Raw genomic sequence first — 26517 nt, 5'->3', positions numbered from 1 at the left:
GCCGCGAATGGGCCGCACAGCGGCCCCCTGGCCAGCACATGCAGCACCGGACCCGAGCATGACTCAAAATAAACCCACCCTGCACCCGCGCAACCGCCACCAGGGCCGCTACGACTTCCCGAGCCTGATCAAGGCCCACCCTGATCTGGCGCGCTTCACCCTCACCAATCCCCATGGCAAACCCAGCATCGATTTCGCCAACCCCGAAGCCGTGCGAGTGTTCAACCGTGCCCTGCTCAAAGCCCAGTACGGGATCCAGCACTGGGACATCCCGGCCAACTACCTGTGCCCGCCGATCCCCGGTCGCGCCGACTACATTCATGTGGCCGCCGACCTGCTGGCTGCCGACAACGCAGGCCAGCCCCCCAAAGGCGCCCAGGTGCGCGTGCTCGACATCGGCGTGGGTGCCAACTGCATCTACCCGCTGCTGGGCCATAGCGATTACCGCTGGCGCTTCCTGGGCTCGGACATCGATCCCATAGCATTGGCGTCGGCCAGGACGATCCTTCAGGCCAATGGCCTGGACAAGGTCATCAACCTGCGCCAGCAGAGCAACCCTGCGCATATCCTCAGCGGCCTGCTCAAGGACGATGAGCGCTTCGATCTGACCCTGTGCAATCCGCCCTTCCATGCCTCACGCGAGGAAGCCACCCGTGGCAGCCAGCGCAAATGGAAGAACTTGGGCAAGCAGGACCCCAAGCGCAAGCTGCCCGTGCTGAACTTCGGAGGCCAGAACAACGAGCTGTGGTGCGAAGGCGGTGAAATCCGCTTCGTCACCCAATTGATCCACGAGAGCGCGCCCTACGCCAGCCAGACACTGTGGTTCACCAGCCTGGTATCGAAGGCCAGTAACCTGCCGGCGCTGGAGGCCGTCTTGAAAAAGACCGGGGCCGCGGCGGTGCGCGTTGTCGAAATGGGCCAAGGGCAGAAACAAAGCCGCATGCTCGCCTGGAGCTTCCATGACGATGCTGCACGCAAGGCATGGCGCGCCAAGCACATTTCACAGGCATGAAAAAACCGCGCTCGGGCAACCCGAGCGCGGTTAGGTCACCGCATCGACAATTACTTGTTGATGGCGTCGGTCAGCACTTTGGCCGGTACGAACTTGACGACTTTCTTGGCAGCGATTTCGATGGCGGCGCCAGTCGAAGGATTGCGGCCGGTACGGGCAGGACGCTCGGAGACTTTCAGCTTGCCGATGCCTGGCAGGGTGATTTCAGCGCCGTTTTCCAGTTGGTCGGCAACGATCTGGCCCAGTTGCTCCAGAGCGTTCTTGGCGGTGGCTTTAGGCGCTGCGATCGATTCGGCGATGTCGGCAATCAGTTGGTCTTTGGTCAATGCCATGGTGGTGTTCCTTCCCTATCAAATTCGATGGTTATGCAGCGAACGACGACGTTATCGGGCCAGCCCCGACGAGATTGGAGGGCCGCGCCAATTGGGTATGTAGATACGCAAATCAGCGTTTGGTTCGACACGCCGAGCGCGTACTGCAGCAATGCGCCACAACAGGGGCGCAAGACCGCGCAAAACTACCACAGCAGCGGATAAATATCCGCTGCCGCCCCTGATTTAATGCAGGTTTTCAGGCCCTACTGATGAAAACGCCGCGAATCTGAGCAAAAAACCGCCAACCTTCATTTCTGCTACGATCCGGCCACTGAATCACCGAGCGTCTGAGGTAAACTTCAGCGTTTTTGCAGCTGGCCGAGAATCCCATGCCAATCCGACATTGCATCGTTCACCTGATCGACAAAAAGCCCGATGGCAGCCCTGCCGTGCTGCACGCCCGTGACGCCGAGCTGGCAGCCTCCGACGCCATCGAGAATCTGCTCGCTGACCTCAATGACAGCTACAACGCCAAGCAGGGCAAGGCCTGGGGGTTCTTTCACAGCGAGTCCGGTGCCTACCCGCTCAGTGGCTGGTTGAAGCAGTACCTGGACCAGGAGCGGGATTTCACCGCCTTCAGCCGGCTGGCCGTGGAGCACCTGCAAAAGCTGATGGAAGAATCCAACCTGTCCACCGGCGGGCACGTGCTCTTTGCGCACTATCAGCAAGGCATGACCGAGTACCTGGCCATCGCACTGCTGCACCACAGCGAAGGCGTTGCCGTGAACGCCGAACTCGATGTCATGCCTTCGCGGCACCTGGACCTGGGTCAGTTGCACCTGGCGGCGCGCATCAACCTTTCGGAATGGAAGAACAACCAGAACTCCAAGCAGTACATCTCGTTCATCAAGGGCAAGAATGGCAAGAAAGTCTCGGATTACTTCCGTGACTTCATCGGGTGTCAGGAAGGTGTGGACGGGCCGGGCGAGACGCGCACGTTGCTCAAGGCATTCAGTGACTTCGTGGAAAGCGAGGACCTGCCCGAGGCCTCTGCCCGTGAAAAAACCCAGACGCTGGTGGACTACGCCACCACGCAGACCAAGCTGGGCGAGCCTGTGACGCTCGAAGAACTGTCCAGCCTCATCGATGAAGATCGGCCCAAAGCTTTTTACGACCATATCCGCAACAAGGACTACGGGCTGTCACCGGAGATTCCTGCCGATAAGCGCACCCTCAACCAATTCCGGCGCTTCACCGGCCGTGCCGAAGGGCTGTCGATCAGTTTCGAGGCCCATTTGCTGGGTGACAAGGTGGAGTACGACGAAGCGGCTGGCACCTTGATCATCAAGGGTCTGCCCACAACGCTCGTGGATCAGCTCAAGCGTCGCAAGGACTGACTGCACCGCAGGCAGGTTCGGCGTTGTAGGAGGACACCAGTGCCTCTTTCGCCGACTTGCGCAAGCGCTTGACCAGCCTTTCCTGGCGCAAGGCTTCGCCTTTGTCCGGCCACCGCTCCACGTAGACCAGGGCCTGGGCAGGGCTGGTCTTGAAAAAGCGTGCACCCTGGCCTTTGCAGTGCGCCTCGAAGCGCCGCCGCGGGTCATCGCTGATGCCACAGTAAAGCGCGCCATTGGCCGCCCTAACCAGGTACACATACCAAGGTTTTATTACCTGATCCGGCACGTTTTCACTCACCACAACGGCTGTATCCATCATTAACTTCATGAGCCCACTCGACGAGGGCTCACCATGCTCCATTCACAGATTCGTTCACTGCTGGCCACTGCGCTACTCGCTGCAATCGCCAGCGCACAGGCTTCGATTGGCGCCCAGACCGCCGCCCGCATGCAGGAAAACTATAACGCCATCCCCACCCAGTGCGAGGGCAATGCCGTGCCGGCCCATGCCTGCTCCGGCGTCTTGCTGAGATCCACGCTTCCATCCCCGCACTATCACACCTGGCATCATAGCCAGAACAGCAAGGACAAAGGTGGTGTTTCGTTTTCCTACCTGCGCAGTGACTTGCCGACCACTGGCCTGCCCGCCGATGGTCGCAGTGGCTTCACCTTGTATCCGCTGTTGCAGCGACCCGCCGGCTCCCTGCGCTATGAAATGCTCTGCGCATGGCCCACCGACGGCGACACATGGGAACGAGACAACCGGGGATGCGGTGACAATCGACAAACACCCGAACGTGAAGCGGCCTGCCATGAGCAAGGCGTGCATACGGCCGAAGACTGGATCGCACGCTTCAGGCTGACCGGCGACTATAAGCGTCAATGCGCCTTCGACATACGCCGGGCGCGCGTACCGGAACGTGCACAAGCCTTCCACCAGACCCTGCGCGCGCAACGCCTGTTTGCTGACGAGCTGCCCTTTGTCTGGAACGAGATAGTGATCGGCGCTTGGGATGAAGCCCACGCGAGCGAGCTGCCCATCCAGTCATTCTTCTACATCGACGGGGAGTACGGTGCCCTGGAGCAAGCTCAAGCTGATCAAAAAGACTGGCACCGCACCCATGGCGGCTTCATACCCGTGATCAAGATACGGCTACCCTGGCAGGCCGGCGAGCGTGCCACGTTCACCTATCACGAGCCTGATCAGGCGGTCGCCGCCCCTTGAGCGTGCTGGTACGCGCGCAAGCCCTTGAATGCCTGGTGGCGTACTCTCGCTTGCAGCCAGGGTGTCCAGCCCAGCAGCAGCCCTGGCGCACCCAAGGCCTGGCGGGACCAGGCCCACAGATCGAAGTTGTCTTCATGCCGGTGTATCAGCCCATCGCGGATTTCAAAACGTGCCTGGATGGTGTTGACCACGCCTCGTCCGCTCTGGGCGAAGACGTAAGTGGCAATCCATTGCGCCGAACCACCGCGCTCATCGGCACGCACGTTGTCGTAGCGCAGGGAGAAATCCTTGGCGCGCTGAGTCAGCATCCGCCACATGTCGCCGGCGTCCTTGCCACGCAGCGTGCCGAAGACCGGATCACTGAACACCACGTCATCGCTGTAACAGGCGACCATGGCCTGGGCATCAAGCCGTTGGAAAGCCTGGTAGAAACGGGTGATCAACTCGCGGTTGGCATCGCTCATCAAATGGGCTTCCTGAGGGTGAAAACCGCACGATAATCTGCCTCGCCGGGTTACGCCAGTACCACCGCGAAGCTATCAGACCTTCTCGCTGGTAACCTGCACATGCAACGCGCGCCCGGCCCCCAGGCCGAACACGATGGCCCCTGCACCAAGCACGGCGAACACCCAGCCCAAAGCATTCCAGCCTCCGGTCAGGTCATGCACCAGGCCCACGGCGAACGGGCCCATCGACGCCAGCGTGTAGCCAACGCCCTGAGCCATGCTGGAGAGGTTCGCCGCCACATGCGCATCCCTTGAGCGCAGCACGATCAAGGTCAGTGCCAGGGCAAACGTGCCGCCTTGGCCCAGGCCCAGCAGCACTGCCCAGCCCCACAGCCCCGACAAGGGTGCGTAAAGGCAGCCGAACAGCCCGCACAGGGTCACCAGCATGACCACCACGATCGCCAGGCGCTGATCACGCCCACGGGTGGCCAGCCAAGGTGCTGCAAGCGAGCTGACCAGTTGCATGATCACCGACCCCGACAGCACCAGGCCCGCCTGGGTTGGGCTAAGGCCGCGGCCAATCAGAATCGAGGGCAGCCAGCCGAAGACAATGTAGGCGAGCGAGGACTGCAGCCCCATGTACAGGGTGACCTGCCATGCCAGCGGGTCACGCCAAAGGCCACGCACGCGATAGGCGACCTTGTGCACGCCATGACCGTTGCGCGCCTGCGGCAGCCATACCAGCATGGCCAGCACGGCCGGTAGCATCCAGAACCCCAGTGCCGGGGCCCAGTTGTCGCCCAACGCGTGCGCCAACGGCACGGTCGCCCCCGCCGCCATCGCCGCCCCCAGGCACAGCGCCATGGTATAGACGCCGGTCAGCGTGCCGGCATGCTGTGGAAAGTCGCGCTTGACGATACCCGGCAGCAGTACACCGATGATGCCGATACTGGCACCGGCCACCAGGCTGCCCAGAAACAGACCTGCCGTGCCCAGGACACTGCGCAGTACGATGCCCAGCGCCAAGGTCGCCAGAATGCCCAGCACCACCCGTTCGCTGCCCAGACGGCGCGCCAGCATGGGCGCGAGCGGCGCGAACAAGCCCAGGCACAGCACCGGCAATGTCGTCAGCAGGCCTGCCTGCGCTGCGCTGAGCCCCAGCCCGTCGGAAACCTGCCCCAGCACCGGCGCCATGCTCGACAACGCAGGGCGCAGGTTCAAGGCCACCAGTACCAGGCCGAGCAACAGCAGCCAGGGCTTGTGCCTGACCGGCGGCTGGCGCTGTACCTGCTCGTCGTCCGCCTCGGCGTCGATGAGCAACGGGTCGCGGTCAGGATCCACTGCGGGGGTTTTGGGCGTTCTAGGTTCAGGCATTGGTAACTCGTGTCAGAAGGCGAGCAAGATCAGGTGCGTCGCCTGGTCCGCACTCGTGGTTCGATAACCTTGAAAAAGACATTCGCCATGACCCTTGCGGGACATGGCGAACGCAACGGCGTCAGACCAGGGCGTCGAGCAACGCCTGATTCATTTCAGAAGTGCCAATGGTGATGCGCAGGAACTGATCGATCCGCGCCTGCTTGAAGTGACGCACGATCACCCCTTGCTCGCGTAGCCGGGCCGCGAGGGCGGCGGCATCGTGTTGGGGATGGCGGGCGAAGACGAAGTTGGCTGCCGATGGCAGCACCTCGAAGCCACGCGCTTGCAACTCGCCCACCAGCGCTTCGCGACTGTCGATCACTTTCTGGCAGGTCTGCTGGAAATAAGCGCGATCGGCGAATGCCGCTGCCGCACCGACGATGGCGGCGCGGTCCAGCGGGTAGGAGTTGAAACTGTTCTTGATCCGCTCCAGCGCCTCGATCAGGTCCGGATGACCTACCGCCAGGCCCACCCGCAGGCCGGCCAGGGAGCGCGATTTCGACAGGGTCTGGGTGACCAGCAAATTGTCGTAACGGCCTACCAGGCTGATCGCCGTCTGACCGCCGAAATCGATATAGGCCTCATCGACGACCACCACCGAATCCGGGTTCTGCTGCAACAGCTGCTCGATGGCCTGCAACGGCATCAGGCAGCCAGTCGGCGCATTGGGATTGGGGAAAATGATGCCGGCATTGGGCTTGCGGTAATCCTCGACGCGAATCTGGAACTGCTCGTCCAGAGGCACCTGCTCGTAGGCAATACCGTACAGCCCGCAATACACTGGATAGAAGCTGTAGCTGATGTCTGGGAACAGCAGAGGTGCATCGTGCTGGAACAGGCCATGGAAGATGTGCGCCAGCACCTCGTCCGAGCCGTTGCCGACAAACACCTGGGCAGCGGTGATGCCGTAGTAGTCCGCTACCGCCTGCTTCAGGTGATCGCCATTGGGATCAGGGTAAAGGCGCAGGCTGTCGTTGATTTCACCGCGCATGGCTTCGAGCGCCTTGGGCGACGGGCCATAGGGGTTCTCGTTGGTGTTCAGCTTGACCAGGCGGGCAAGCTTGGGTTGCTCACCAGGGACATAGGGCACCAGCGCCTTGACGAAAGGGCTCCAGAATCGACTCATGTTCAGTTCCCCTTCTCGGTAGTCAGAATGCGGTATTCGGCGCTGCGCGCGTGAGCGGTCAGCGACTCGCCGCGGGCCAGCACGGAGGCCGTGCGCCCCAGTTCGGACGCGCCCTGCTCCGAACAGAAGATGATCGATGAACGTTTCTGGAAGTCATAGACCCCCAGCGGCGACGAGAAGCGTGCAGTGCCGGAGGTGGGCAATACATGGTTCGGGCCCGCGCAGTAGTCACCCAGCGCCTCGCTGGTGTGACGCCCCATGAAGATGGCGCCGGCATGACGGATGTGCGGCAGCCACGCCTGTGGATTTGCCACTGACAACTCGAGGTGCTCAGGCGCGATACGGTTAGCCACCTCAATGGCCTGCTGCATGTCGCGCACCTGGATCAATGCACCCCGCCCATTGACCGACTTCTCGATGATGTCGGCCCGCTCCATGGTCGGCAGCAGCTTGTCGATGCTCGCCGCGACGCGGTCGAGGAAAGCGGCGTCCGGGCTTACCAGGATGGCCTGGGCGTCCTCGTCGTGCTCGGCCTGGGAGAACAGGTCCATGGCGATCCAGTCAGGATCGGTCTGGCCGTCACACACCACCAGGATCTCGGAGGGGCCGGCGATCATGTCGATCCCGACCTGCCCGAACACATGACGCTTGGCCGTGGCGACATAGATGTTGCCCGGGCCGACGATCTTGTCGACCTTGGGTACGCTGGCAGTGCCATAGGCCAGGGCAGCCACCGCCTGGGCGCCACCGACGGTGAACACCCGATCGACACCGGCGATACAGGCCGCGGCCAGCACCAGTTCGTTGACCTCGCCACGCGGTGTGGGCACCACCATGACCACCTCGCCCACACCCGCCACCTTGGCTGGAATGGCGTTCATCAGCACGGATGAGGGGTAGGACGCCTTGCCGCCAGGTACGTACAACCCGGCGCGATCCAGCGGGGTAACCTTCTGGCCCAGCACTGTGCCATCGGCTTCGGTGTACTGCCAGGAGTCCTGTTTTTGCCGCTCGTGGTAAAGGCGCACGCGCTGGGCGGCTTTTTCAAGGGCCGCACGCTGGGTGTCGGTGATGCGCGTCAGTGCAAGCTCAAGCCGCTGACGATCGAGGATCAAGTCCTGGATGGAGTCGGCTTGCAGGCCATCGAAGCGCTGGGTGAACTCTACCAAGGCGTCGTCGCCGCGCTCGCGCACAGCCTTGATGATGTCGAGCACGCGCTGGTTGACCGCCTCATCGGACACACTCTCCCAGCTCAGCAGATGATCCAGATGTCGGGCGAAGTCCGGGTCAGCAGCGTTGAGACGGGCAATTGCAGTGGACACGGTCATGGCGAGGGCCTCGGTTGATAGCGAATGCTCAGGCGCCCTAGGCTACCAGTCCATCCGCGCGGGCACCTGAGAAAAGTGGCTATGACGCGGATAGACGGGCGCGACAGCAAAGGTCGCGCGCAGAAGTCAGCCGCGGTGTCGCGATTCGACCGCTTTGCGCAGGGTGTCGATCAGGCTTTGGATGCGGGCGTGCTGCATTTTCATGGAGGCCTTGTTGACCACCAGGCGGGAACTGATGTCGGCGATCATCTCTTGGGGTTCCAGGCCGTTGGCACGCAAGGTGTTACCGGTATCGACCACGTCGATGATCTTGTCGGCCAGGTTGATCAGCGGCGCCAGCTCCATGGAACCGTACAGCTTGATGATGTCGACTTGGCGGCCTTGCTCGGCATAGTAACGCTTGGCCACGTTGACGAACTTGGTGGCCACCCGCAGACGCCCCTTGGGCTCCGGCGCACCGACCACCCCGGCCGTCATCAGCTTGCAGCGGGCAATCTGCAGGTCCAGCGGTTCGTAGAGGCCTTGGCCGCCGTACTCCATCAGCACGTCTTTGCCGGCCACGCCCAGGTCGGCGGCGCCATGCTCGACATAGGTCGGCACGTCGGTGGCACGCACGATCAGCAAGCGTACGTCGTCCTGCGTGGTGGGAATGATCAGCTTGCGGCTCTTGTCCGGGTTCTCGGTAGGTGCGATACCGGCTTCGGCCAGCAACGGCAGGGTATCGTCGAGAATTCGGCCTTTGGAAAGCGCGATGGTCAGCATTGGAACGTCAGTCCTTAAGCGGCTACTGCTGGCCAGGTCAACGACCTGGCGGCATTCAATTCATGAGGCGCAGGCAGGGCAAGCGAGGCTGCAAGCCCTTCTACACTGCGCCAACGGGCTCCTAGCCCGGAACGCGACGGATCTTCGCGCCCAGCATCTGCAGTTTTTCCTCGATGCACTCGTAACCACGGTCGATGTGGTAGATGCGATCAATCAGGGTGTCGCCCTCGGCAACCAGGGCCGACAGTACCAGACTGGCCGATGCGCGCAAGTCGGTGGCCATGACCGGGGCGCCCTTGAGCGCATTGACGCCAGTGACGATGGCCGTGTTGCCCTCGACCTGGATCTGCGCGCCCATACGGTGCATTTCATACACGTGCATGAAGCGGTTTTCAAAGATTGTCTCGATGACAGCGCCAGTGCCTTCGGCGATGGCGTTGAGCGAGATGAACTGCGCCTGCATGTCGGTCGGGAACGCAGGATAGGGCGCGGTGCGCAGGTTGACAGCCTTGGGCCGCTTGCCGTGCATGTCCAGCTCGATCCAGTCCGCGCCGGTGTTGATATCGGCACCGGCTTCCTTGAGTTTTTCCAGTACGGCTTCAAGGATGGTTGGATCGGTGTCCTTGACCTTGACGCGGCCACCGGTCACGGCAGCGGCGACCAGGTAGGTACCGGTCTCGATACGGTCGGGCATGACCCGGTAGTTGGCCGAACCCAAACGCTCCACGCCATCGATGGTGATGGTGTCGGTGCCCGCGCCCTGCACGTTACCGCCCATGGCATTGATGAAGTTGGCCAAGTCGACCACTTCAGGCTCGCGCGCGGCGTTCTGCAACACGCTGCGGCCTTTGGCCAGAGCTGCGGCCATCATGATGTTCTCGGTACCGGTCACGCTGACGGTATCGAAGAAGAAGTGCGCACCACGCAGCCCGCCTTCAGGCGCCTTGGCCTTGATGTAGCCGGCCTCGACTTCGATCGTTGCCCCCATGGCCTCCAGGCCGCGGATGTGCAGGTCGACCGGGCGTGAGCCAATGGCGCAACCGCCGGGCAAGGCCACTTCGGCTTCACCGAAGCGGGCGACCATGGGGCCGAGCACCAGGATCGAGGCACGCATGGTCTTGACCAGTTCATACGGCGCGACCAGGGTCTTGATGCTGCGCGGGTCGATTTCCACAGCCAGCTTTTCGTCGATCACAGGCTCGATGCCCATGCGCCCGAACAGCTCGATCATGGTAGTGATGTCGTGCAGGTGCGGCAGGTTGCCTACGGTGACCGGGCCATCGGCCAGCAAGGTGGCGGCCAGGATCGGCAGGGCGGCGTTTTTCGCACCCGAAATGCGGATCTCGCCGTCAAGACGAGCGCCACCAGTGATAATCAGTTTGTCCATTTGGAATCTCGCCGCCTTGTGGCTCAGGTGCGCTCAGCCCAAGCTGCGCTGCTGAAAAATTTCATGGTTACCGCATGAATGCTGCCATCGGCGATCCATGGATTGAGGTGGGCGTAGATCGCCTGCTGACGCTTGACCGGGCTAAGGCCAGCCAGCTCGTCGCTGATCACGTTCAACTGGAAGTTGCAGCCTTCGCCTTCAACTTCGACCCGGGAACCCGGCAATTTTTCTTCAAGGAAGCTTTTAACTTCTAGGGCCTGCATGCTCAACCTCAATCGGCGCCCGATGCGCACGGGTCGGCCATCATACAAAAAAGCCCCTCGCCTGCGAAGCCCAACGAAGGGGTTCACTGACCGAGGGGCGATTCTACCGCTAGCGCTTCAGCTCGCCAGCACCTCGTCGAGGTCATAAACCTGGGCGATGTCGCGCATGTCATCAGGCATGCCACGCACCTGGCAACGCTTGCCAGCGGCCTGGGCGTCGCGCAGGAAAGCCAGTAACAGCGACAGACCCACGCTCGTGGAGCGCTCCACAGCCGTGCAGTCGATGATCAACTGCGCGTCACCGCTGGCCTTGATCAGCGCCTGGCCCTGCTTGCGCAGCGCAGGGCCACTGCGGTAGTCCAGCACGCCGGCCAGGCGCAGTACGCCAGGCTCGGTCATGCTTGCGGTGGCGGCCTGGCTCATTTGACAGCCTTTTCCGGCGAGCTGTCGGCGCTCTGCTTGGCCTTGGCCACTTCACCGGCCCAGCCGTCGATGGTCTTGTCCAAGTCGTTGCCGTTGCGCTGCATGGCATCGGCGAACTGGTCACGGAACAGCTTGCCGATGTTGATGCCGTTGACAATCACATTGCGGACCTTCCACTCGCCAGCGATGTTCTGCAACGTGTACTGCACCGGGTATACCGCGCCGTTGTTGCCGGTGACCTTCATGCCAACACTGGCACGCTTGCCATCATCGGCCTTGGTCGGGTCGACCACGATTCCTTCGTTGTTGTATTCGAGCAGGGCATTGCCGTAGAACTGCAGCAGGCTGCGCTTGAAGTTTTCCTGGAAACGCTGCATCTGCTCAGGCGTGGCCTTGCGCGAATACTTGACGGTCATGATGCTCCTGGAGATACCGTCGGCATCGACCACCGGACCGAGAATCCGATTGAGCGACTCGTAGAACGCATTGGGGTTGGCCTTGTACTGCTGCTTGTTGGCCTTCAGATCAGTCAACAGCTCGTTGGTGGTGCTCTGGATTACATCGTGGGGCGATTGTGCCGCCACGGCCAGCAAGGGGAAAGCCGCCAGCAGAACCAGCAGGCCACGTCGCAGAATCGATATCATGGAAACTCCTCAGTTGTCCGGTTGCGCGTCTCTGGGTTCCTTGCCAACGGAGTTGAGCAGGAACTTGCCAATCAGGTCTTCGAGTACCAGCGACGACTGGGTGTCGTGAATGGTCGCACCCTCCTTGAGTACGTCTTCCTCACCGCCCACGCTGATACCGATGTATTTCTCGCCAAGCAGCCCGGCCGTCAGGATCGACGCCGTGGAGTCGGTCGGCAGGTTATCCACCGACTTGTCCAGTTGCAGCGTCACCCGACCGGTGTACGAATCACGGTCCAGGTCGATGGCGGTGACCTTGCCGATGGTAACCCCGGCCATGGTCACCTTGGCTCTGACAGTCAAACCGGCGATGTTGTCGAAGTAGGCATAGACTTTGTACGTATCGGTGGCCGGGCTGGCCGATAGGCCACTGACACGCAGGGCCAGCATCAGCAACGCCAGAATGCCGGCCAGGAGGAACAGGCCGACACCGATTTCCAGGGTGCGGTTTTGCATCAGAAATCTCCAAACATCAAAGCGGTCAGAATAAAGTCCAGACCCAGTACAGCCAGCGAGGCATAGACCACGGTCTTGGTAGTGGCACGGCTGATCCCTTCAGAAGTGGGCTCGCAGTCGTACCCTTGGAACACGGCAATCCAGGTAGTAACGAAGGCGAACACCAGGCTCTTGATCAGCCCGTTGAGCACATCGTCGGTGAAGGAGACACTGTTCTGCATGTTGGCCCAGAAAGACCCCTCGTAGACGCCCAGCCAGTCGACCGCCACCCACGAGCCACCCCAGATACCGACCACGCTGAAGATCAGCGCCAGCAACGGCAGCGAGATGAACCCTGCCCATAGGCGCGGCGCAACAATGTATTTGAGGGGGTCGACGCCGATCATCTCGAGGCTGGAAAGCTGCTCGGTCGACTTCATGTTGCCGATCTCGGCCGTCAGAGCAGAACCGGCCCGGCCTGCGAACAGCAAGGCGGTAACGACCGGGCCCAGTTCGCGCAGCAGGGTCAGGGCGACCATCTGCCCTACCGCCTGCTCGGAGCCGTACTTTGTAAGGATGCTGTAGCCCTGCAGGGCCAGCACCATGCCGATGAACATGCCCGAGACCACCACGATGGCCAAGGACAGCACACCCACCGAATACAGTTGGCGAGTGAGCAACTGAAAGCCGCCGCCGATGCCGCCGCGCCCAACCAGCGCATGGAACAGAAACAGGCAGGACCGCCCCAGCACCGCCAGCACGTCAATGGCCGAGCGCCCCAGCAGGCGCACACGTTCAAGAATGGATTTCTGACGCATCAGCGCGCCCCCAGCAGGTCGGCGCGGTAATCGGGCGCAGGGAAGTGGAACGGCACGGGGCCATCGGGATCGCCTTTCATGAACTGGCGAATGCGCGGGTTATCCGAACCCATCAATTCGTCCGGGGTACCTTGCCCCAGCACCTGGCCATCGCCCACCACATAGATGTAGTCGGCGATGCTGGCAGTTTCTGCCAGGTCATGGGACACCACGATGCTGGTAATGCCCAGGGCATCGTTGAGCAGGCGGATCAGGCGCACCAGCACGCCCATGGCGATCGGGTCCTGGCCCACGAAGGGCTCGTCGTACATGAGGATCTGCGGGTCCAGTGCGATGGCCCGGGCCAGGGCCACGCGCCGCTTCATGCCGCCGGACAGTTCGTCCGGCATCAGGTCGATGGCGCCGCGCAAGCCTACTGCCTGCAGTTTCATCAGCACGATGTCGCGAATCATCTCGTCTGGCAGTTGGGTGTGCACGCGCAGGGGGAACGCCACGTTCTCGAAGACATCGAGGTCGGTGAACAGGGCGCCGCTCTGGAACAGCACGCCCATCTGCTTGCGTGCATCGAACAGGTCACTGCGTGAAAGCGCCGGCAGGTTCTGCCCGGCCACCCACACTTCCCCGCTTGCAGGGCGCAGTTGCGCACCCATCAGACGAAGCAACGTGGTCTTGCCGCAACCCGATGGCCCCATGATGCCGGTGACCTTGCCGCGTGGGATACGGATGTCGACATTGTTGAAAATGCTGCGTGAACCGCGTTTGAAGGTGACCCCCTTCAACTCGACCGCGCAGGCGCTATCCACACTCATCTAGACTCCTTGCTAGTGCAGCCCTGTCCTAGTGGACGTCAGCCTTCATCGGGAAGGCACACGCCCCGGGCCAGGCCGAATAGCCGCGAACTATAACACCGCTCTGAACGCCGCCCCAAGGCCGTACCGCCCGCTGTTCAGCTAGTCGACAGCGTTTGGGGATATTGCCTACGACAATCGAAAGCGTGAGGGTTTCAATCATTACCGCTATAATCGCCGCCTTTTTATCAGACACTGCTTTTTCGACATGAGCCAATCCAGCGAGCTGATCCAATCCGCCCAGCGCACCCTGCGCCTGGAACTCGAGGCCGTCACGGCCCTGATCGAGCGTATCGGCGACGACTTCGTCAAGGCCTGCGAGCTGATCCTGGCCAGCAAGGGCCGGGTCGTGGTGGTCGGCATGGGCAAGTCCGGGCATATCGGCAACAAGATCGCCGCCACCCTGGCCAGCACCGGCACGCCAGCCTTCTTCGTGCACCCGGCCGAAGCCAGTCACGGCGACATGGGCATGATCACCCGCGACGACGTGATTCTCGCGCTGTCGAACTCCGGCAGCACTGCCGAAATCATCACCTTGCTACCACTGATCAAGCGCCTGGGCATCAAGCTGGTGAGCCTGACCGGCAACCCGGCCTCTTCCCTGGCCCAGGCCGCCGACGTCAACCTTGACGCCAGCGTCGCCCAGGAAGCCTGCCCGCTGAACCTGGCACCCACATCTTCTACTACCGCCTCGCTGGTACTGGGGGATGCCCTTGCCATCGCCCTGCTCGAAGCACGCGGGTTCACGGCCGAAGACTTTGCTTTCTCGCACCCCGGCGGTGCACTTGGACGCAGGCTGCTGCTAAAGGTCGAGAACGTGATGCATGCCGGCGACGACCTGCCCAGGGTCACGCGCGGCACGCTGCTCAAGGACGCCCTGCTCGAGATGTCCCGCAAAGGCCTGGGCATGACCGTGATCATCGAAAACGATGGCACCCTGGCCGGCGTCTTCACCGACGGCGACCTGCGCCGCAGCCTGGACCGCAACATCGACGTGCGCACCGCCTTGATCGAGGAGGTGATGACGGTACACGGCAAGACTGCGCGGGCTGAAATGCTGGCTGCCGAGGCACTGAAAATCATGGAAGACAACAAGATTGGCGCATTGGTGGTGGTGGACGCCCACGACCGCCCCACCGGCGCCCTGAACATGCACGATCTGCTGCGCGCTGGCGTACTGTGAGGAGCTCCACGATGAATCAGGATCTGATACAACGCGCCAAGACCATCAAACTGGCGGTCTTCGACGTCGATGGCGTGCTCACCGACGGGCGCCTCTATTTTCTTGAGGACGGCAGCGAGTTCAAGACCTTCAATACCCTCGACGGGCATGGCATCAAGATGCTGATGGCATCAGGCGTCACCACCGCGATCATCAGCGGACGCAAGACACCGGTCGTCGAGCGCAGGGCGAAGAACCTGGGTATCGCGCATCTGTATCAGGGGCGCGAGGACAAACTCGTGGTGCTCGACAGCCTGCTCGCCGAACTGGGCCTGAGCTATGATCAGGTGGCCTACCTTGGCGACGACCTGCCGGACTTGCCAGTCATTCGTCGGGTAGCACTGGGCATGGCCGTGGCCAATGCGGCGCCGTTCGTGCGCGAACACGCCCACGGCGTGACCCAGGCCCGCGGGGGCGAAGGTGCCGCGCGCGAATTCTGCGAACTCATCATGCAGGCCCAGGGCACCCTGGATGCTGCCAACGCCAATTACCTGTAGGTTGCCCATGTTCAGCAAGAAAGCCAGAAACATCGTGCTGCTCGGGGCCATCGCGGCCCTGCTGGTGGCCGTCGGCTACTGGAACGTCAGCCCGGAGAGCTTCCTGGAGAAGCCAGTCGCCCAGGTCGACGAAAGCGCCATCGACTACTACGCCATCAACGCCCACAGCGTCCAGTTTCTGCCGGATGGCAAGCTCCAGTACGAAATGACCGCCGACAAAGTCGAACATCTCAAGGCCAGCGAGGTCACGATGTTGACCACGCCGGACTTGCACCTGTACCGCGGCACGGCGTTTCCGTGGCATGTACAAAGCACCCGCGCCGAGGTCAACCCCGATGGCAGCGAGGTCGAGTTGATCGACAATGTGCGGGTTGCCCGCACTGACGAACAGAAGCGTGAGACCATAATCACCAGCTCGCGCATGACCGTGTTCCCGCAGAAGCAATATGCGCAGACCGAGCAAGCCGTTAGAATCGACGGCGCCGGTGGGACGACCACGGGCAAAGGAATGAAAGCGTACCTGAAAGAAGGCAGGATGGACCTGCTCTCTAACGTAAGAGGACAGTATGAGGCTCGTTAAAACCCTCCCCCTTTTGCTCAGCCTGAGCGCAGCACTGGGAAGCGCGAGCACCCTCGCCCTGCCGAATGACCGTGACCAGCCGATTCGCATCCAGGCCGACAATGCGCACCTGGACGACAAGAAAGGCGTGGCCACCTACACCGGTGACGTGATCATCACCCAGGGCTCGATGATGATCAAAGGCAACACCGTGACCATCACTCGCACGAACGGTGGCGATATCGACGTGGTCACCTCGGTGGGCAACCTGGCCTATTTCGAGCAGCAACAAAGCGCGTCCAAGGCGGACAAGATGAAAGGCTGGGGCGTTACCATCCAGTACCAGGCCCAGAGAGACCTGGTGGTACTCACCGACCGAGCCAAGGTGGAGAACGAAGGCAACACCACCGAAGGCGAGAAAATCGTCTACAACACCCAGACACAAGTGGCCACTGCCGGTCGGGGTGGCAACGTAACCACGCCGCGTCAGCGCATCGACATGGTGATCCAGCCCAAGAAGAAGGCCGAGTAAATGGCAACCCTCAAAGCCCAGCACCTGGCCAAGAGCTACAAGGGCCGCCAGGTCGTGCGAGACGTCAGCCTGTCGATCGACAGCGGTCAGATCGTCGGCCTGCTCGGCCCCAACGGCGCCGGCAAGACCACGTGCTTCTACATGATCGTCGGCCTGGTTCAGGCCGATCAGGGGCGCGTGCTGATCGACAGCCTCGATGTCAGCCACCAGCCCATGCACGGTCGCGCCCAGGCCGGTATCGGCTATCTTCCGCAGGAAGCGTCGATCTTCCGCAAGCTGACTGTGGCCGACAACATCAAGGCGATCCTGGAAACCCGCAAGGACCTCGACCGCGAGGGCCAGCGCCAGGCGCTCGAAAGTCTGCTCCAGGAATTCCACATCACCCACATTCGCGACAACCTGGGCATGAGCCTGTCCGGTGGTGAGCGCCGACGGGTCGAGATTGCGCGGGCATTGGCAACCGCGCCAAAATTCATTCTGCTCGACGAGCCCTTCGCAGGCGTAGACCCGATTTCGGTCGGCGATATCAAGCAGATCATTCATCACCTCAAGGCCAAGGGCATCGGTGTGCTGATCACGGACCACAACGTGCGTGAAACGCTCGATATCTGTGAAACGGCCTACATCGTCAACGACGGTCGCCTGATCGCCGAGGGCGATGCCCAGACCATCCTGGCCAATGACCTGGTGAAAGAAGTTTACCTGGGGCACGAGTTCAGGCTTTGATCAAGACGCGCGCCTTGGGCACGGACAAAGACGCCCACAAGTTGGGCCAAGTTGTTACAGTGCTCTAGGCAAACGCTACAATTTAAGGCATAAATCTTGCTTGAAATGGCGCCCCGGCGCCCTCGTGTAGTGGAAGGCGCATGTGCGCCGGCGAACAAGGTACAAAGCATCTGCCATGAAACCATCGCTCGTCCTAAAAATGGGCCAGCAACTGACGATGACACCGCAGTTGCAACAGGCCATCCGCCTGCTCCAGCTTTCCACCCTGGACCTTCAGCAGGAAATCCAGGAAGCCCTGGAGTCCAATCCGATGCTCGAGCGCCAGGAAGACGGCGACGACTTCGACAACACCGACCCCATGGCGGATAACGCCGAGAACAAACCCACCAGCGACGTTCAGGACAACAGCTTCCAGGAAACCACTGCCAGCGCCGAGAACCTCGAGGACGGCGAGTGGAACGAACGCATTCCCAACGAGCTTCCCGTCGACACCGCCTGGGAAGACATCTACCAGACAAGCGCCAGCAGCCTGCCGAGCAATGACGACGACGAGTGGGATTTCACTACCCGCACTTCGGCTGGGGAGAGCTTGCAAAGCCACCTGCTGTGGCAGTTGAACCTTGCCCCGATGTCCGACACCGACCGGCTCATTGCAGTCACCTTGATCGACAGCATCAACAACCAGGGCTACCTGGAAGACAGCCTGGACGAGATTTGTGCAGGGTTTGACCCCGAGCTCGACATCGAGCTGGACGAAGTCGAGGCAGTGCTGCACCGCATCCAGCAATTCGAACCTGCCGGTGTGGGCGCCCGTACGCTGGGCGAATGCCTGTTGCTACAACTGCGCCAGCTGCCGGCCAGCACCCCGTGGATGACCGAGGCCATGCGCCTGGTCAGCGACTTCATCGATCTGCTGGGAAGCCGCGACTACAGCCAGCTCATGCGCCGCATGAAACTCAAGGAAGACGAGCTGCGCCAGGTCATCGAACTGGTGCAGAGCCTTAACCCCCGCCCAGGGTCGCAAATCGAGTCCAGCGAGCCCGAGTACGTGGTGCCGGATGTGATCGTGCGCAAGGACAGCGAGCGATGGCTGGTGGAACTGAACCAGGAGGCGGTGCCACGTCTGCGCGTGAACGCGCAATACGCCGGGTTCGTGCGCCGCGCCGACACCAGTGCCGACAACACCTTCATGCGCAACCAGCTGCAGGAAGCCCGCTGGTTCATCAAGAGCCTGCAAAGTCGTAACGAAACCTTGATGAAGGTGGCTACGCAGATCGTCGAGCACCAGCGCGGCTTCCTGGACCACGGCGACGAGGCGATGAAGCCGCTGGTGCTGCACGACATCGCTGAAGCCGTGGGCATGCACGAATCGACCATTTCCCGGGTCACCACCCAGAAGTACATGCACACGCCGCGTGGCATCTACGAGCTGAAATACTTTTTCTCGAGCCACGTCAGCACCTCCGAGGGCGGTGAATGCTCGTCCACGGCGATCCGCGCGATCATCAAGAAACTGGTTGCGGCGGAAAATCAGAAAAAGCCATTGAGTGACAGCAAGATCGCTGGTTTACTGGAGGCACAAGGCATCCAGGTCGCCCGTCGCACCGTCGCCAAGTACCGCGAGTCCCTGGGTATCGCACCCTCGAGCGAGCGCAAGCGATTGATGTAGCCCCTGAGATGTGCCACCGCGTTTGTGTGGCAGGTGCAACACCTGCCTCTTTGATGCACGGGCAACAAAAGGAGAAGCTGTATGCAAGTCAATATCAGTGGACAGCATGTAGAAGTCACCCAGCCAATGCGCGATTACGTGCTCGAAAAGCTCGCCCGCGTGGAGAGTCACTTCGACAAGATCACTAACGTGCAGGTCATCATGAAAGTCGAGAAGCTGCAGCAGAAGGTCGAAGCGACCTTGCAGATTCCTGGCGGTGAAGTGGTAGCCAACGCCGAACACGAAGACATGTATGCAGCGATCGACGCCTTGGCCGACAAGCTCGACCGCCAACTGAAAAAACACAAGGAAAAACAGCAAAGCCTGCTGCAAGGTGCAGCAGCCCGCTGATCCCCCTCATCCATGATCCGACTTGAAACCATCCTGACCCCCGGCCGTTCCCTCGTGAACGTGCCGGGCGGCAGCAAGAAGCGCGCCCTTGAAAAGGTCGCCACCCTGATTGCCGATCAAGTGCCTGAACTTGAAATGCAAGACGTCTTCGAAAAACTGGTGGCCCGCGAAAAGTTGGGCTCTACCGGTTTCGGTAATGGCATCGCCATTCCCCATTGCCGCCTTGAAGGGTGCTCCTCACCGGTCAGCGCCCTTCTGCACCTCGACGCGCCTATTGATTATGACGCGATCGATGGCGCGCCCGTGGACCTGCTTTTCGTTCTGCTGGTTCCGGTTGCGGCCACCGACGCCCATCTTGAACTGCTGCGCCAGATAGCCAGCATGCTCGATCGCAAGGACGTTCGTGATCGCTTGCGTGCAGCCCAGAGCAGCGAGGCCTTGTTCCAGGTCGTCCTGGACGTGCAGAACGAGCATTGAACATGCGCTTGATCATCGTCAGTGGCCGGTCAGGCTCCGGTAAGAGCACGGCCCTCGATGTCCTTGAAGACAACGGGTTCTACTGCATCGACAACCTGCCCGCCGGGTTGCTGCCGCAGTTGGCGGAAAGCGCGTTGCTCAACACCGAGTTGCCGCAGCCCAAGGTTGCCGTATCGATTGACGCGCGTAACCTGCCGAGCCATTTGTCGCGTTTTCCCGAACTGCTTGAACAAGCGCGTGCCCGTCACATCCAGTGCGACGTGCTGTACCTCGATGCCGACGAAGACACGTTGCTCAAGCGCTTCTCCGAAACCCGCCGGCGCCACCCGTTGACCAATGCTGATCGCTCACTGGCCGAGGCGATCCGCGTCGAACGGGATTTGCTGGGGCCGATCGCCGATCTGGCCGACCTCAAGATCGATACCACCCGCCTGAATCTCTATCAGTTGCGCGACTCGATCAAACTACGCCTGTTGGACAAGCCAGAGCCGGGTACGGCTTTTCTAGTGGAGTCATTCGGCTTCAAGCGGGGTATGCCGGTCGATGCCGACCTGGTGTTCGACGTGCGTTGCCTGCCCAACCCCTACTGGAAGCCAGAGCTGCGCGGGCACTCCGGCCTTGAACAGCCCGTGATTGATTACCTCGCCGCCCAGCCGGACGTCGAAGAGATGTTCACCGACATTTCCAGCTACCTGCTCAAGTGGCTGCCACGGTTCGCCGCCAGCAACCGTGCCTATGTCACCATCGCCATCGGATGCACTGGCGGCCATCATCGCTCGGTGTACCTCACCGAACGGCTGGGCCAGTTGCTCCAGCAATCTTTGAAAAACGTCCAGGTTCGCCACCGCGACCTCTAGCCCAAGGATCCGCCAGCTCATGCCCGCCCGCGAAATCACCATCATCAACAAACTGGGTCTGCATGCCCGGGCGGCAGCCAAATTCGTCGGGGTGGCCGGTCGCTTTCCCTGCCAGGTCAGGGTGGGTCGTGCACCGGACAAGCTGGTCGATGGCAAGAGCATCATGGGGGTCATGATGCTGGCGGCGGGCAAAGGCACTCAGGTCTACCTGCATACCGAAGGCGAGCAGGACAGTGAAGCCATGGAGGCACTGGTCGAGTTGATCAACAACTATTTCGACGAGGGGGAGTGAACCCTCAGCACGGCCAGCACGCGTTTCCATCGACCGTCGCCAAGTGCGCCACCCTCCTCCTTGCGCCCGAAGTCTCGCGGGCGCTTCAGGACAGCGCAGTATCCATCACCATCATCAGGCAGAAACCGATGCACAGCCCCAGGCTGGCCAGGCGGTGATTACCGTGGCTGCGTGATTCGGGGATGATTTCCTGGGTCACGACCAGCAGCATCGCACCTGCAGCGCAGGCGAGGCCCAGCGGCAAGAGCAGTTGCGCCACATTCACAAGCCAGGCGCAGATAACGGCCGCCACTGGCTCCACCAGACCGGAGGCGGCGCCGATGAGAAAGGCCTTGAAGCGTGACATGCCTGCGCCGGCAAGTACCAGCGCAATGACCAGCCCCTCCGGTACATCCTGCAAGGCGATGCCCATTGCCAGGCTATCGGCGTCTGCCATGCCCCCGCCCGCTGATACGCCTATGGCCATACCCTCTGGAATATTGTGGGCGATGATGGCGAACACGAACAGCCACACGCGCGAGGCGATGACCGGTTCGCCAGAGGTCAGCCCTGAGGGTGAGCCTGCCGAGAGTTTCAAGTCCACCAGATAAAGGCACAGCGCGCCTGTCAGCAGGCCCGCGCTGATGAGGGCGCCGGCTCCCCATGCACCAAAGCCGATTGCCTGAGCGGCCTCCAGCCCAGGCACCAGCAGCGAGAAGGCCGTGGCCGCCAGCATGACGCCAGCACCAAAGCCCAACAGGGTGTCCGCCAGCGCCACGGGCATGGTGCGAACTACCAGTACGGGGACCGCACCCAGGGCCGTCCCCAATGCGCATAGCGCGCCGCCCTCCAACGCCCGCAACATACGTGGGTCCAGGTCGAGCCAGGCAAGTGCGCGCGCCACCAGCAACGCGGTGCCGGCCAGCAGCAACAGGGTGCCAAGCGCCAGCCTGAACAAGCGCACGCTGTTGACGGACATCACTTCGGGGCGCATGCCTGCCTGGCTCATTTCATGGCATCGAGGTAGCGGCGGTTCACTTGCGCCCAGTCGATGACGTTGTAGAAAGCGCCAATGTACTCAGGCCGACGGTTCTGATACTTCAGGTAGTACGCGTGCTCCCAGACGTCCAGGCCGAGAATCGGCGTATGGCCGTGCATCAACGGGCTATCCTGGTTGCCGCTGCTCTCGACCACAAGGGTCTGCTGCGGTGTAACGCTGAGCCAGGCCCAGCCACTGCCGAAGCGGGTCAGAGCGGCCTTGGTGAAGGCTTCCTTGAATGCCTCGAAGCCACCCAATTGTGTCTCGATGGCACGGGCTACCTCGCCCTGGGGTTCACCTCCACCACGGGGGGACATCACCGTCCAGAACAGACTGTGGTTGGCATGTCCGCCGCCATGGTTGATCACGGCGCCTCGCATCTTTTCAGGTAACTGCTCGACCGCCGCCACCAGTTTTTCCACAGGCCAGTCGGCCCATTCGCTGTTCTCGACCGCTGCGTTGAGGCCATTGACGTACGTCTGGTGATGCTTGGTGTGATGGATTTCCATGGTCTGCGTGTCGATGTGCGGTTCCAGCGCATCGTAGGCATAGGGCAGTACAGGCAATGCATGGGGCATGTCAATGGACTCCGTGGGCAGGTTGAAGTGAACAGGCGCTGTGCCGATTGAGCAGGTGCTCGGTGCGCGGGTACTGGCCATGTTCGGCGATGAAACTCAACAACTCGGTATAGGTGCGGGCGCTGTGGCGCAGTGCTGCATCACGCAGCGCCGGTGGCAGGCACACGTCCTGACTGGCCTGTAATAGCCGTTGGTGCACGGCGCACAGGTAATCGGCGCTTTCATGGGGCTGCTGCAGGCGCAGGTGCAAGTTGGCCAGGTTGTGATGCGCAATCACCAATGAGGCCACGGCTTCATCGGCATCCTGCCAGCGCGTGAACAGCACCTGGGCCAATGCCAGGGCCTGGAGGTAGTGTTCGCGAGCGTCCACCAGCTCACCTTGCGAGAACAGGTGATTGGCGATTTGCGTGATGCGTTTCCAGTGCTGCATGACGAGCCTCCAGGGCCATTTCACCCATCAGATACCACCGGCGGTCAGCTTTTCCGGGTTCAGCAAGGCCTGCAACCGATCACGGGAAAGGTCGGTGTGTTCGAGCGCCACATCAATGATGGGGCGCCCTTGCGCGTAAGCGGCCTTGGCGATTTCGGCTGCCTTGAGGTAACCAATGATCGGGTTCAGCGCCGTGACCAGGATCGGGTTGCGCGCCAGCGCCTCGTTGAGTTTGTGTTCATTGACCTTGAATGTGGCAATGGCCTTGTCTGCCAGTAACCGGCTGGCATTGGCCATCAGTTCGATGCTTTCGAGCAGATTACGGGCAATGACCGGCAACATGACGTTGAGCTCGAAGTTGCCGGACTGACCCGCTACCGCGATCGTTGCGTCATTGCCGATAACCTGGGCGGCGACCATGGCGGTGGCTTCAGGAATCACCGGGTTGACCTTTCCAGGCATGATCGAAGAGCCGGGTTGCAAGCCCTGCAGCTCGATTTCACCCAGGCCCGCCAATGGCCCTGAGTTCATCCAGCGCAGGTCGTTGGCGATCTTCATCAGCGCCACCGCCGTGGTCTTGAGCTGGCCGGATAGTGCAACGGCAGTGTCCTGGGAGCCGATTACCGCAAACAGATTCTGGGCAGGGCGAAACGCTACGCCAGTCAGCGCGCTGAGGTGACGGGCGAAGCCGGCGGCGAAATCAGGGTGGGCATTGATGCCGGTGCCTACGGCCGTGCCCCCTTGGGCCAGGGCCTGCAGGCTGGGCAAGGTGGCCTCGATATGCGCCTTGGCCCCGGTGACCTGCGCCGCCCAACCATCGAGCACTTGGCTCATGCGCACAGGCATGGCGTCCATCAAGTGCGTGCGGCCTGTCTTGATATACGGACGAACCTGGACCGACTTGGCTTCGATCACCTGCACGAGGTGGCTTAGCGCTGGCAGCAGTTGCTCGTGAAGCGCCAGGGCGGCGCTGACATGAATGGTGGTCGGAATGATGTCGTTGCTGCTCTGCCCGCAATTGACGTGATCATTGGGATTGATCGCCTCGCTTGAGCCCCGGCTGGCCAGCGTTGCAATCACTTCGTTGGCGTTCATGTTGGAACTGGTCCCGGAACCGGTCTGGAACACATCGACCGGGAAATGCACGCTGAAGTCTTCTGCCAGCAGTTGCTGTACCGCCGTGACGATCGCCTGGCCTTGCTGCGCGGACAACTGCTCCAGTTCGACGTTGGCGTTGGCCGCCGCTGCCTTGGCCAGCAGCAGCGCGCGTATGAACTGGCCAGGCATGCGCTGGCCACTGATGGGGAAGTTGTCGACCGCACGCTGGGTCTGCGCGCCGTACAGCGCGTCTGCCGGCACGTGCAACTCGCCCATGCTGTCACGCTCGATGCGGGTATTGGTCATCATCGGATCCTTGCATCAATTCATCGGGGGAAATCGAGGGCAGCAAACGGCAATTGGCCAGTTGCAGGGCATAGGGCTGCCAGCGTTGGTTCTGCTCCTGCCGGTCGAGGTTGCGCAGGATCAACAGTGGCCGCCAGGCTTGATCCAGGCACTGGCAGCGCCAATGCCAAGGCAACATGCGGTCGCAGGCGGTATCGAGCAGCAGGCGAAAGGACGTCAATGCCACGGTCCAGGGGGACGTTTGGGTGCAGCACACCAGGTAACGCCCTTCCGCCAGGTAATGTTCGATCAGGCGCGGCTCATCGGGCTCGAGGGCACAGCGGATTCGGCGACTGAGCCAGCGCCAGTTTTCGAGATAGGGCAGTTCGCGGAGGGCGGTAGTCATGAACATCATCATCGTGTAGCTTTGAAATGATATTCATTATTAATTGATAAATAGAATCAGTTCAACCGGTAGATGGTATTGAGTATCCGCTGATTGATTTTTTGCCGTTAATAGATAGGACCGCCGCGATGGGCCGCACAGCGGCCCCACGGTCTCAAATGAAAAGGATCAACTGCCAGCAACCATCATCCGCTCGATCAGCACCGAGCCTGTGTGAATGTTGCTACGGGTCTCCAAGTCGCTGCCAATGGCCACGATCTGCTGGAACATGTCCTTCATGTTGCCCGCGATGGTGACTTCCTGGACAGCGTGCTGAATCTCCCCATTCTCGATCCAGAAACCAGCCGCGCCCCGGGAATAGTCCCCTGTCACCATGTTCAGGCCATGCCCCATCAATTCGGTAACCAGCAGGCCGCGCCCCATGCGCCGGATCAATGCCGCCTGGTCGTCACTGCCATGGGTGACGAACAGGTTGTGCACGCCGCCTGAGTTGGCGGTGCTGGGCAGACCCAGTTTGCGTCCTGAGTAGGTACCGAGCAGGTAGGACACTAATTGGCCCTTGTCCACGAACGGTTTGGCATAGGTCGCCAGGCCATCACCATCGAAGGCTGCGCTGCCCAATGCGCGCGGAATGTGAGGGCGCTCGTCCAAGGTCAGCCAGGCTGGAAACAACTGTTGGCCGAGGGCGCCCTCCAGGAAGGAGGACTTGCGGTACAGGTTCCCACCGGAAACCGCCGACAGGAAGCTGCCGAACAACCCGCCTGCCAATTCGGCCGAGAACAGTACCGGCACCTCACAGGTCGGCACCGGCCGTGCGCCCAGGCGACTGGCAGCGCGTTGGGCGGCACGGATGCCGATACTGCGCGGGTCAGCCAGCAGGTGGCCTTGGCGATTGACGTCGTACCAGTAGTCACGCTGCATCTGCCCATCGCCCTCGGCGATCATCACGCAGCTCAGGCTGTGACGCGTGGAGGCGTAGCCACCGACAAAGCCGTTGCTGTTGCCATACACCCTGCACCCCTGGTGGGTGTTGAGCGAGGTGCCATCGGCATTGAGAATCCGAGGATCAGCGTCGAAGGCCGCAGCTTCGCATGCCAAGGCCATTTCAATGGCCTTCTCCGGCTCCAGGTTCCAGTCGTGATAAAGGTCGAGGTCCGGGATATCGCGGGCCATCAGGGCGGCGTCGGCAAGCCCGGCGCATTCGTCCTCGGAGGTGTGCTTGGCAATGGCCAGCGCGGCTGCAACGGTTTCGCGAATGGCATCCGGACCACTGGCCGAGGTGCTGGCCGAGCCTTTGCGCTGCCCCACGTACAGGGTGATGCCAAAGCCCTGGTCACGGTTGAATTCTACCGTCTCGACCTCGCGCTGGCGGACCGTGGTGGACAGGCCCTGCTCCAGCGACACCGCCACCTCGCAGGCGCTGGCGCCCTGGCGGCGGGCCTCGGCAATGATCGCTTCGACCTGCTCTTGCAAGGCTGGCAGATCGTTCGGGCCGATACTCTGGACTGCACTCATGGTTTTCTCCACTCAGAATTCTGCGTTCGGCAAGGGCCATTCAACGGCCGGGCCGGACAAGCGGCCCCCGACTGGTTATCATG

General features: G+C 61.6%; 33 protein-coding genes. 13 read left to right on the top strand and 20 right to left on the bottom strand.

The features are described 5' to 3' along the window. Positions 1-58: 58 nt before the first annotated feature. Positions 59-1012, top strand: a complete 954-nt coding sequence (gene rlmF, locus ACF8R3_RS04255; protein ID WP_058637514.1) for a 23S rRNA (adenine(1618)-N(6))-methyltransferase RlmF — start codon at positions 59-61, stop codon at positions 1010-1012. 50 nt (positions 1013-1062) lie between these two features. Here the strand turns inward: rlmF and ACF8R3_RS04250 are convergent, their stop codons facing one another. Further along, entirely contained in the window at positions 1063-1344 is a 282-nt protein-coding gene (locus tag ACF8R3_RS04250; RefSeq protein WP_003255106.1) for an HU family DNA-binding protein, read from the bottom strand. Positions 1345-1715: 371 nt separating this feature from the next. Between ACF8R3_RS04250 and yejK the strand changes: the two genes are divergently transcribed. Beyond that, positions 1716-2723 (top strand): nucleoid-associated protein YejK, encoded by a 1008-nt coding sequence (gene yejK, locus ACF8R3_RS04245; RefSeq protein WP_392515030.1) that lies wholly within the window; start codon positions 1716-1718, stop codon positions 2721-2723. On the opposite strand, the gene ACF8R3_RS04240 is transcribed toward yejK, so the two are convergent. Then, entirely contained in the window at positions 2704-3039 is a 336-nt protein-coding gene (locus ACF8R3_RS04240; RefSeq protein WP_230375190.1) for a GIY-YIG nuclease family protein, read from the bottom strand. The two genes, yejK and ACF8R3_RS04240, sit on opposite strands and share 20 nt — an antisense overlap. A gap of 36 nt (positions 3040-3075) precedes the next feature. Here ACF8R3_RS04240 and ACF8R3_RS04235 point away from each other — a divergent pair, with 36 nt between their 5' ends. Beyond that, positions 3076-3948, top strand: coding sequence for a hypothetical protein (locus tag ACF8R3_RS04235; RefSeq protein ID WP_196124873.1), 873 nt, complete (start codon positions 3076-3078; stop codon positions 3946-3948). On the opposite strand, the gene ACF8R3_RS04230 is transcribed toward ACF8R3_RS04235, so the two are convergent. The 12 genes from ACF8R3_RS04230 to ACF8R3_RS04175 all read right to left on the bottom strand — a co-directional run bounded on the left by ACF8R3_RS04230 (position 3927) and on the right by ACF8R3_RS04175 (position 13844). Beyond that, complete coding sequence (locus tag ACF8R3_RS04230; RefSeq protein WP_392515029.1) at positions 3927-4412, bottom strand: nuclear transport factor 2 family protein; 486 nt, start codon at positions 4410-4412, stop codon at positions 3927-3929. The genes ACF8R3_RS04235 and ACF8R3_RS04230 overlap by 22 nt on opposite strands. 75 nt (positions 4413-4487) lie before the next feature. Further along, positions 4488-5768 (bottom strand): CynX/NimT family MFS transporter, encoded by a 1281-nt coding sequence (locus tag ACF8R3_RS04225; protein ID WP_392515028.1) that lies wholly within the window; start codon positions 5766-5768, stop codon positions 4488-4490. A gap of 121 nt (positions 5769-5889) precedes the next feature. Beyond that, positions 5890-6936, bottom strand: coding sequence for a histidinol-phosphate transaminase (gene hisC, locus ACF8R3_RS04220; RefSeq protein ID WP_100852169.1), 1047 nt, complete (start codon positions 6934-6936; stop codon positions 5890-5892). 2 nt (positions 6937-6938) lie between these two features. After that, a complete protein-coding gene (hisD, locus tag ACF8R3_RS04215) occupies positions 6939-8264 on the bottom strand; it encodes a histidinol dehydrogenase (RefSeq protein ID WP_058637509.1) in 1326 nt (441 codons plus the stop codon). Positions 8265-8390: 126 nt separating this feature from the next. After that, positions 8391-9026 (bottom strand): ATP phosphoribosyltransferase, encoded by a 636-nt coding sequence (gene hisG, locus ACF8R3_RS04210; protein ID WP_058604418.1) that lies wholly within the window; start codon positions 9024-9026, stop codon positions 8391-8393. Positions 9027-9147: 121 nt separating this feature from the next. Next, positions 9148-10413, bottom strand: a complete 1266-nt coding sequence (gene murA, locus ACF8R3_RS04205; RefSeq protein ID WP_058604417.1) for a UDP-N-acetylglucosamine 1-carboxyvinyltransferase — start codon at positions 10411-10413, stop codon at positions 9148-9150. Between the two features lie 23 nt (positions 10414-10436). Beyond that, the gene (locus tag ACF8R3_RS04200) at positions 10437-10676 is read right to left on the bottom strand and encodes a BolA family protein (RefSeq protein WP_058637508.1); all 240 of its coding nucleotides are present in this window, start codon (positions 10674-10676) and stop codon (positions 10437-10439) included. A 117-nt stretch (positions 10677-10793) separates the two neighbouring features. Beyond that, positions 10794-11099 (bottom strand): lipid asymmetry maintenance protein MlaB, encoded by a 306-nt coding sequence (locus ACF8R3_RS04195; RefSeq protein WP_058637507.1) that lies wholly within the window; start codon positions 11097-11099, stop codon positions 10794-10796. Then, positions 11096-11743, bottom strand: coding sequence for a phospholipid-binding protein MlaC (locus ACF8R3_RS04190; protein ID WP_058637506.1), 648 nt, complete (start codon positions 11741-11743; stop codon positions 11096-11098). The genes ACF8R3_RS04195 and ACF8R3_RS04190 overlap by 4 nt, the downstream gene beginning before the upstream one ends. A gap of 9 nt (positions 11744-11752) precedes the next feature. Further along, a complete protein-coding gene (gene mlaD / locus ACF8R3_RS04185) occupies positions 11753-12238 on the bottom strand; it encodes an outer membrane lipid asymmetry maintenance protein MlaD (protein WP_023533426.1) in 486 nt (161 codons plus the stop codon). Continuing rightward, entirely contained in the window at positions 12238-13035 is a 798-nt protein-coding gene (gene mlaE, locus ACF8R3_RS04180; protein WP_058604415.1) for a lipid asymmetry maintenance ABC transporter permease subunit MlaE, read from the bottom strand. Before mlaE ends, mlaD begins: the two co-directional genes overlap by 1 nt. Beyond that, positions 13035-13844 carry an ATP-binding cassette domain-containing protein gene (locus ACF8R3_RS04175; protein WP_023533446.1) on the bottom strand — a complete coding sequence of 270 codons (810 nt, stop codon included), beginning with the start codon at positions 13842-13844 and terminating at the stop codon, positions 13035-13037. Before ACF8R3_RS04175 ends, mlaE begins: the two co-directional genes overlap by 1 nt. A gap of 247 nt (positions 13845-14091) precedes the next feature. Between ACF8R3_RS04175 and ACF8R3_RS04170 the strand changes: the two genes are divergently transcribed. The 10 genes from ACF8R3_RS04170 to ACF8R3_RS04125 all read left to right on the top strand — a co-directional run bounded on the left by ACF8R3_RS04170 (position 14092) and on the right by ACF8R3_RS04125 (position 21104). After that, positions 14092-15066 carry a KpsF/GutQ family sugar-phosphate isomerase gene (locus ACF8R3_RS04170; RefSeq protein ID WP_058637505.1) on the top strand — a complete coding sequence of 325 codons (975 nt, stop codon included), beginning with the start codon at positions 14092-14094 and terminating at the stop codon, positions 15064-15066. An 11-nt stretch (positions 15067-15077) separates the two neighbouring features. Next, positions 15078-15602, top strand: coding sequence for a 3-deoxy-manno-octulosonate-8-phosphatase KdsC (kdsC, locus tag ACF8R3_RS04165; RefSeq protein WP_392515026.1), 525 nt, complete (start codon positions 15078-15080; stop codon positions 15600-15602). Positions 15603-15609: 7 nt separating this feature from the next. Then, positions 15610-16182: an LPS export ABC transporter periplasmic protein LptC gene (gene lptC / locus ACF8R3_RS04160; RefSeq protein WP_196127360.1), complete on the top strand. Its 573-nt coding sequence runs from the start codon at positions 15610-15612 to the stop codon at positions 16180-16182. Next, positions 16169-16693 carry a lipopolysaccharide transport periplasmic protein LptA gene (lptA, locus tag ACF8R3_RS04155; protein WP_058637504.1) on the top strand — a complete coding sequence of 175 codons (525 nt, stop codon included), beginning with the start codon at positions 16169-16171 and terminating at the stop codon, positions 16691-16693. The genes lptC and lptA overlap by 14 nt, the downstream gene beginning before the upstream one ends. Beyond that, positions 16694-17419 (top strand): LPS export ABC transporter ATP-binding protein, encoded by a 726-nt coding sequence (gene lptB / locus ACF8R3_RS04150; protein WP_058604413.1) that lies wholly within the window; start codon positions 16694-16696, stop codon positions 17417-17419. It begins immediately after the preceding gene. A 175-nt stretch (positions 17420-17594) separates the two neighbouring features. Further along, positions 17595-19088: an RNA polymerase factor sigma-54 gene (locus ACF8R3_RS04145; protein ID WP_058637503.1), complete on the top strand. Its 1494-nt coding sequence runs from the start codon at positions 17595-17597 to the stop codon at positions 19086-19088. 81 nt (positions 19089-19169) lie between these two features. Beyond that, the gene (gene hpf / locus ACF8R3_RS04140) at positions 19170-19478 is read left to right on the top strand and encodes a ribosome hibernation-promoting factor, HPF/YfiA family (RefSeq protein ID WP_058604411.1); all 309 of its coding nucleotides are present in this window, start codon (positions 19170-19172) and stop codon (positions 19476-19478) included. A 12-nt stretch (positions 19479-19490) separates the two neighbouring features. After that, complete coding sequence (ptsN, locus tag ACF8R3_RS04135) at positions 19491-19955, top strand: PTS IIA-like nitrogen regulatory protein PtsN (RefSeq protein ID WP_027913742.1); 465 nt, start codon at positions 19491-19493, stop codon at positions 19953-19955. Positions 19956-19957: 2 nt separating this feature from the next. After that, complete coding sequence (rapZ, locus tag ACF8R3_RS04130; RefSeq protein WP_058637502.1) at positions 19958-20812, top strand: RNase adapter RapZ; 855 nt, start codon at positions 19958-19960, stop codon at positions 20810-20812. A 19-nt stretch (positions 20813-20831) separates the two neighbouring features. Further along, entirely contained in the window at positions 20832-21104 is a 273-nt protein-coding gene (locus tag ACF8R3_RS04125) for an HPr family phosphocarrier protein (RefSeq protein ID WP_058637501.1), read from the top strand. 85 nt (positions 21105-21189) lie between these two features. On the opposite strand, the gene ACF8R3_RS04120 is transcribed toward ACF8R3_RS04125, so the two are convergent. From ACF8R3_RS04120 to pmbA, 6 genes are all read right to left on the bottom strand, one after another. Continuing rightward, positions 21190-22077 (bottom strand): ZIP family metal transporter, encoded by an 888-nt coding sequence (locus ACF8R3_RS04120; RefSeq protein ID WP_392515024.1) that lies wholly within the window; start codon positions 22075-22077, stop codon positions 21190-21192. An 11-nt stretch (positions 22078-22088) separates the two neighbouring features. Continuing rightward, positions 22089-22700 (bottom strand): superoxide dismutase, encoded by a 612-nt coding sequence (locus ACF8R3_RS04115; protein WP_392515022.1) that lies wholly within the window; start codon positions 22698-22700, stop codon positions 22089-22091. 1 nt (position 22701) lies between these two features. Continuing rightward, positions 22702-23130, bottom strand: coding sequence for a hypothetical protein (locus ACF8R3_RS04110; protein ID WP_392515020.1), 429 nt, complete (start codon positions 23128-23130; stop codon positions 22702-22704). Between the two features lie 27 nt (positions 23131-23157). After that, entirely contained in the window at positions 23158-24534 is a 1377-nt protein-coding gene (locus tag ACF8R3_RS04105; RefSeq protein WP_196127358.1) for a lyase family protein, read from the bottom strand. Then, positions 24509-24928 carry a hypothetical protein gene (locus ACF8R3_RS04100; protein ID WP_058637550.1) on the bottom strand — a complete coding sequence of 140 codons (420 nt, stop codon included), beginning with the start codon at positions 24926-24928 and terminating at the stop codon, positions 24509-24511. Before ACF8R3_RS04100 ends, ACF8R3_RS04105 begins: the two co-directional genes overlap by 26 nt. A gap of 159 nt (positions 24929-25087) precedes the next feature. Beyond that, complete coding sequence (pmbA, locus tag ACF8R3_RS04095; RefSeq protein WP_144964403.1) at positions 25088-26434, bottom strand: metalloprotease PmbA; 1347 nt, start codon at positions 26432-26434, stop codon at positions 25088-25090. Positions 26435-26517: the final 83 nt, after the last annotated feature.

Source organism: Pseudomonas sp. FYR_7 (assembly GCF_043106155.1).
Lineage (GTDB): Bacteria > Pseudomonadota > Gammaproteobacteria > Pseudomonadales > Pseudomonadaceae > Aquipseudomonas > Aquipseudomonas parafulva_B.
The sequence above is the reverse complement of the archived record's forward strand: the minus strand, read 5'-3'. Positions and strand labels throughout refer to the sequence as shown.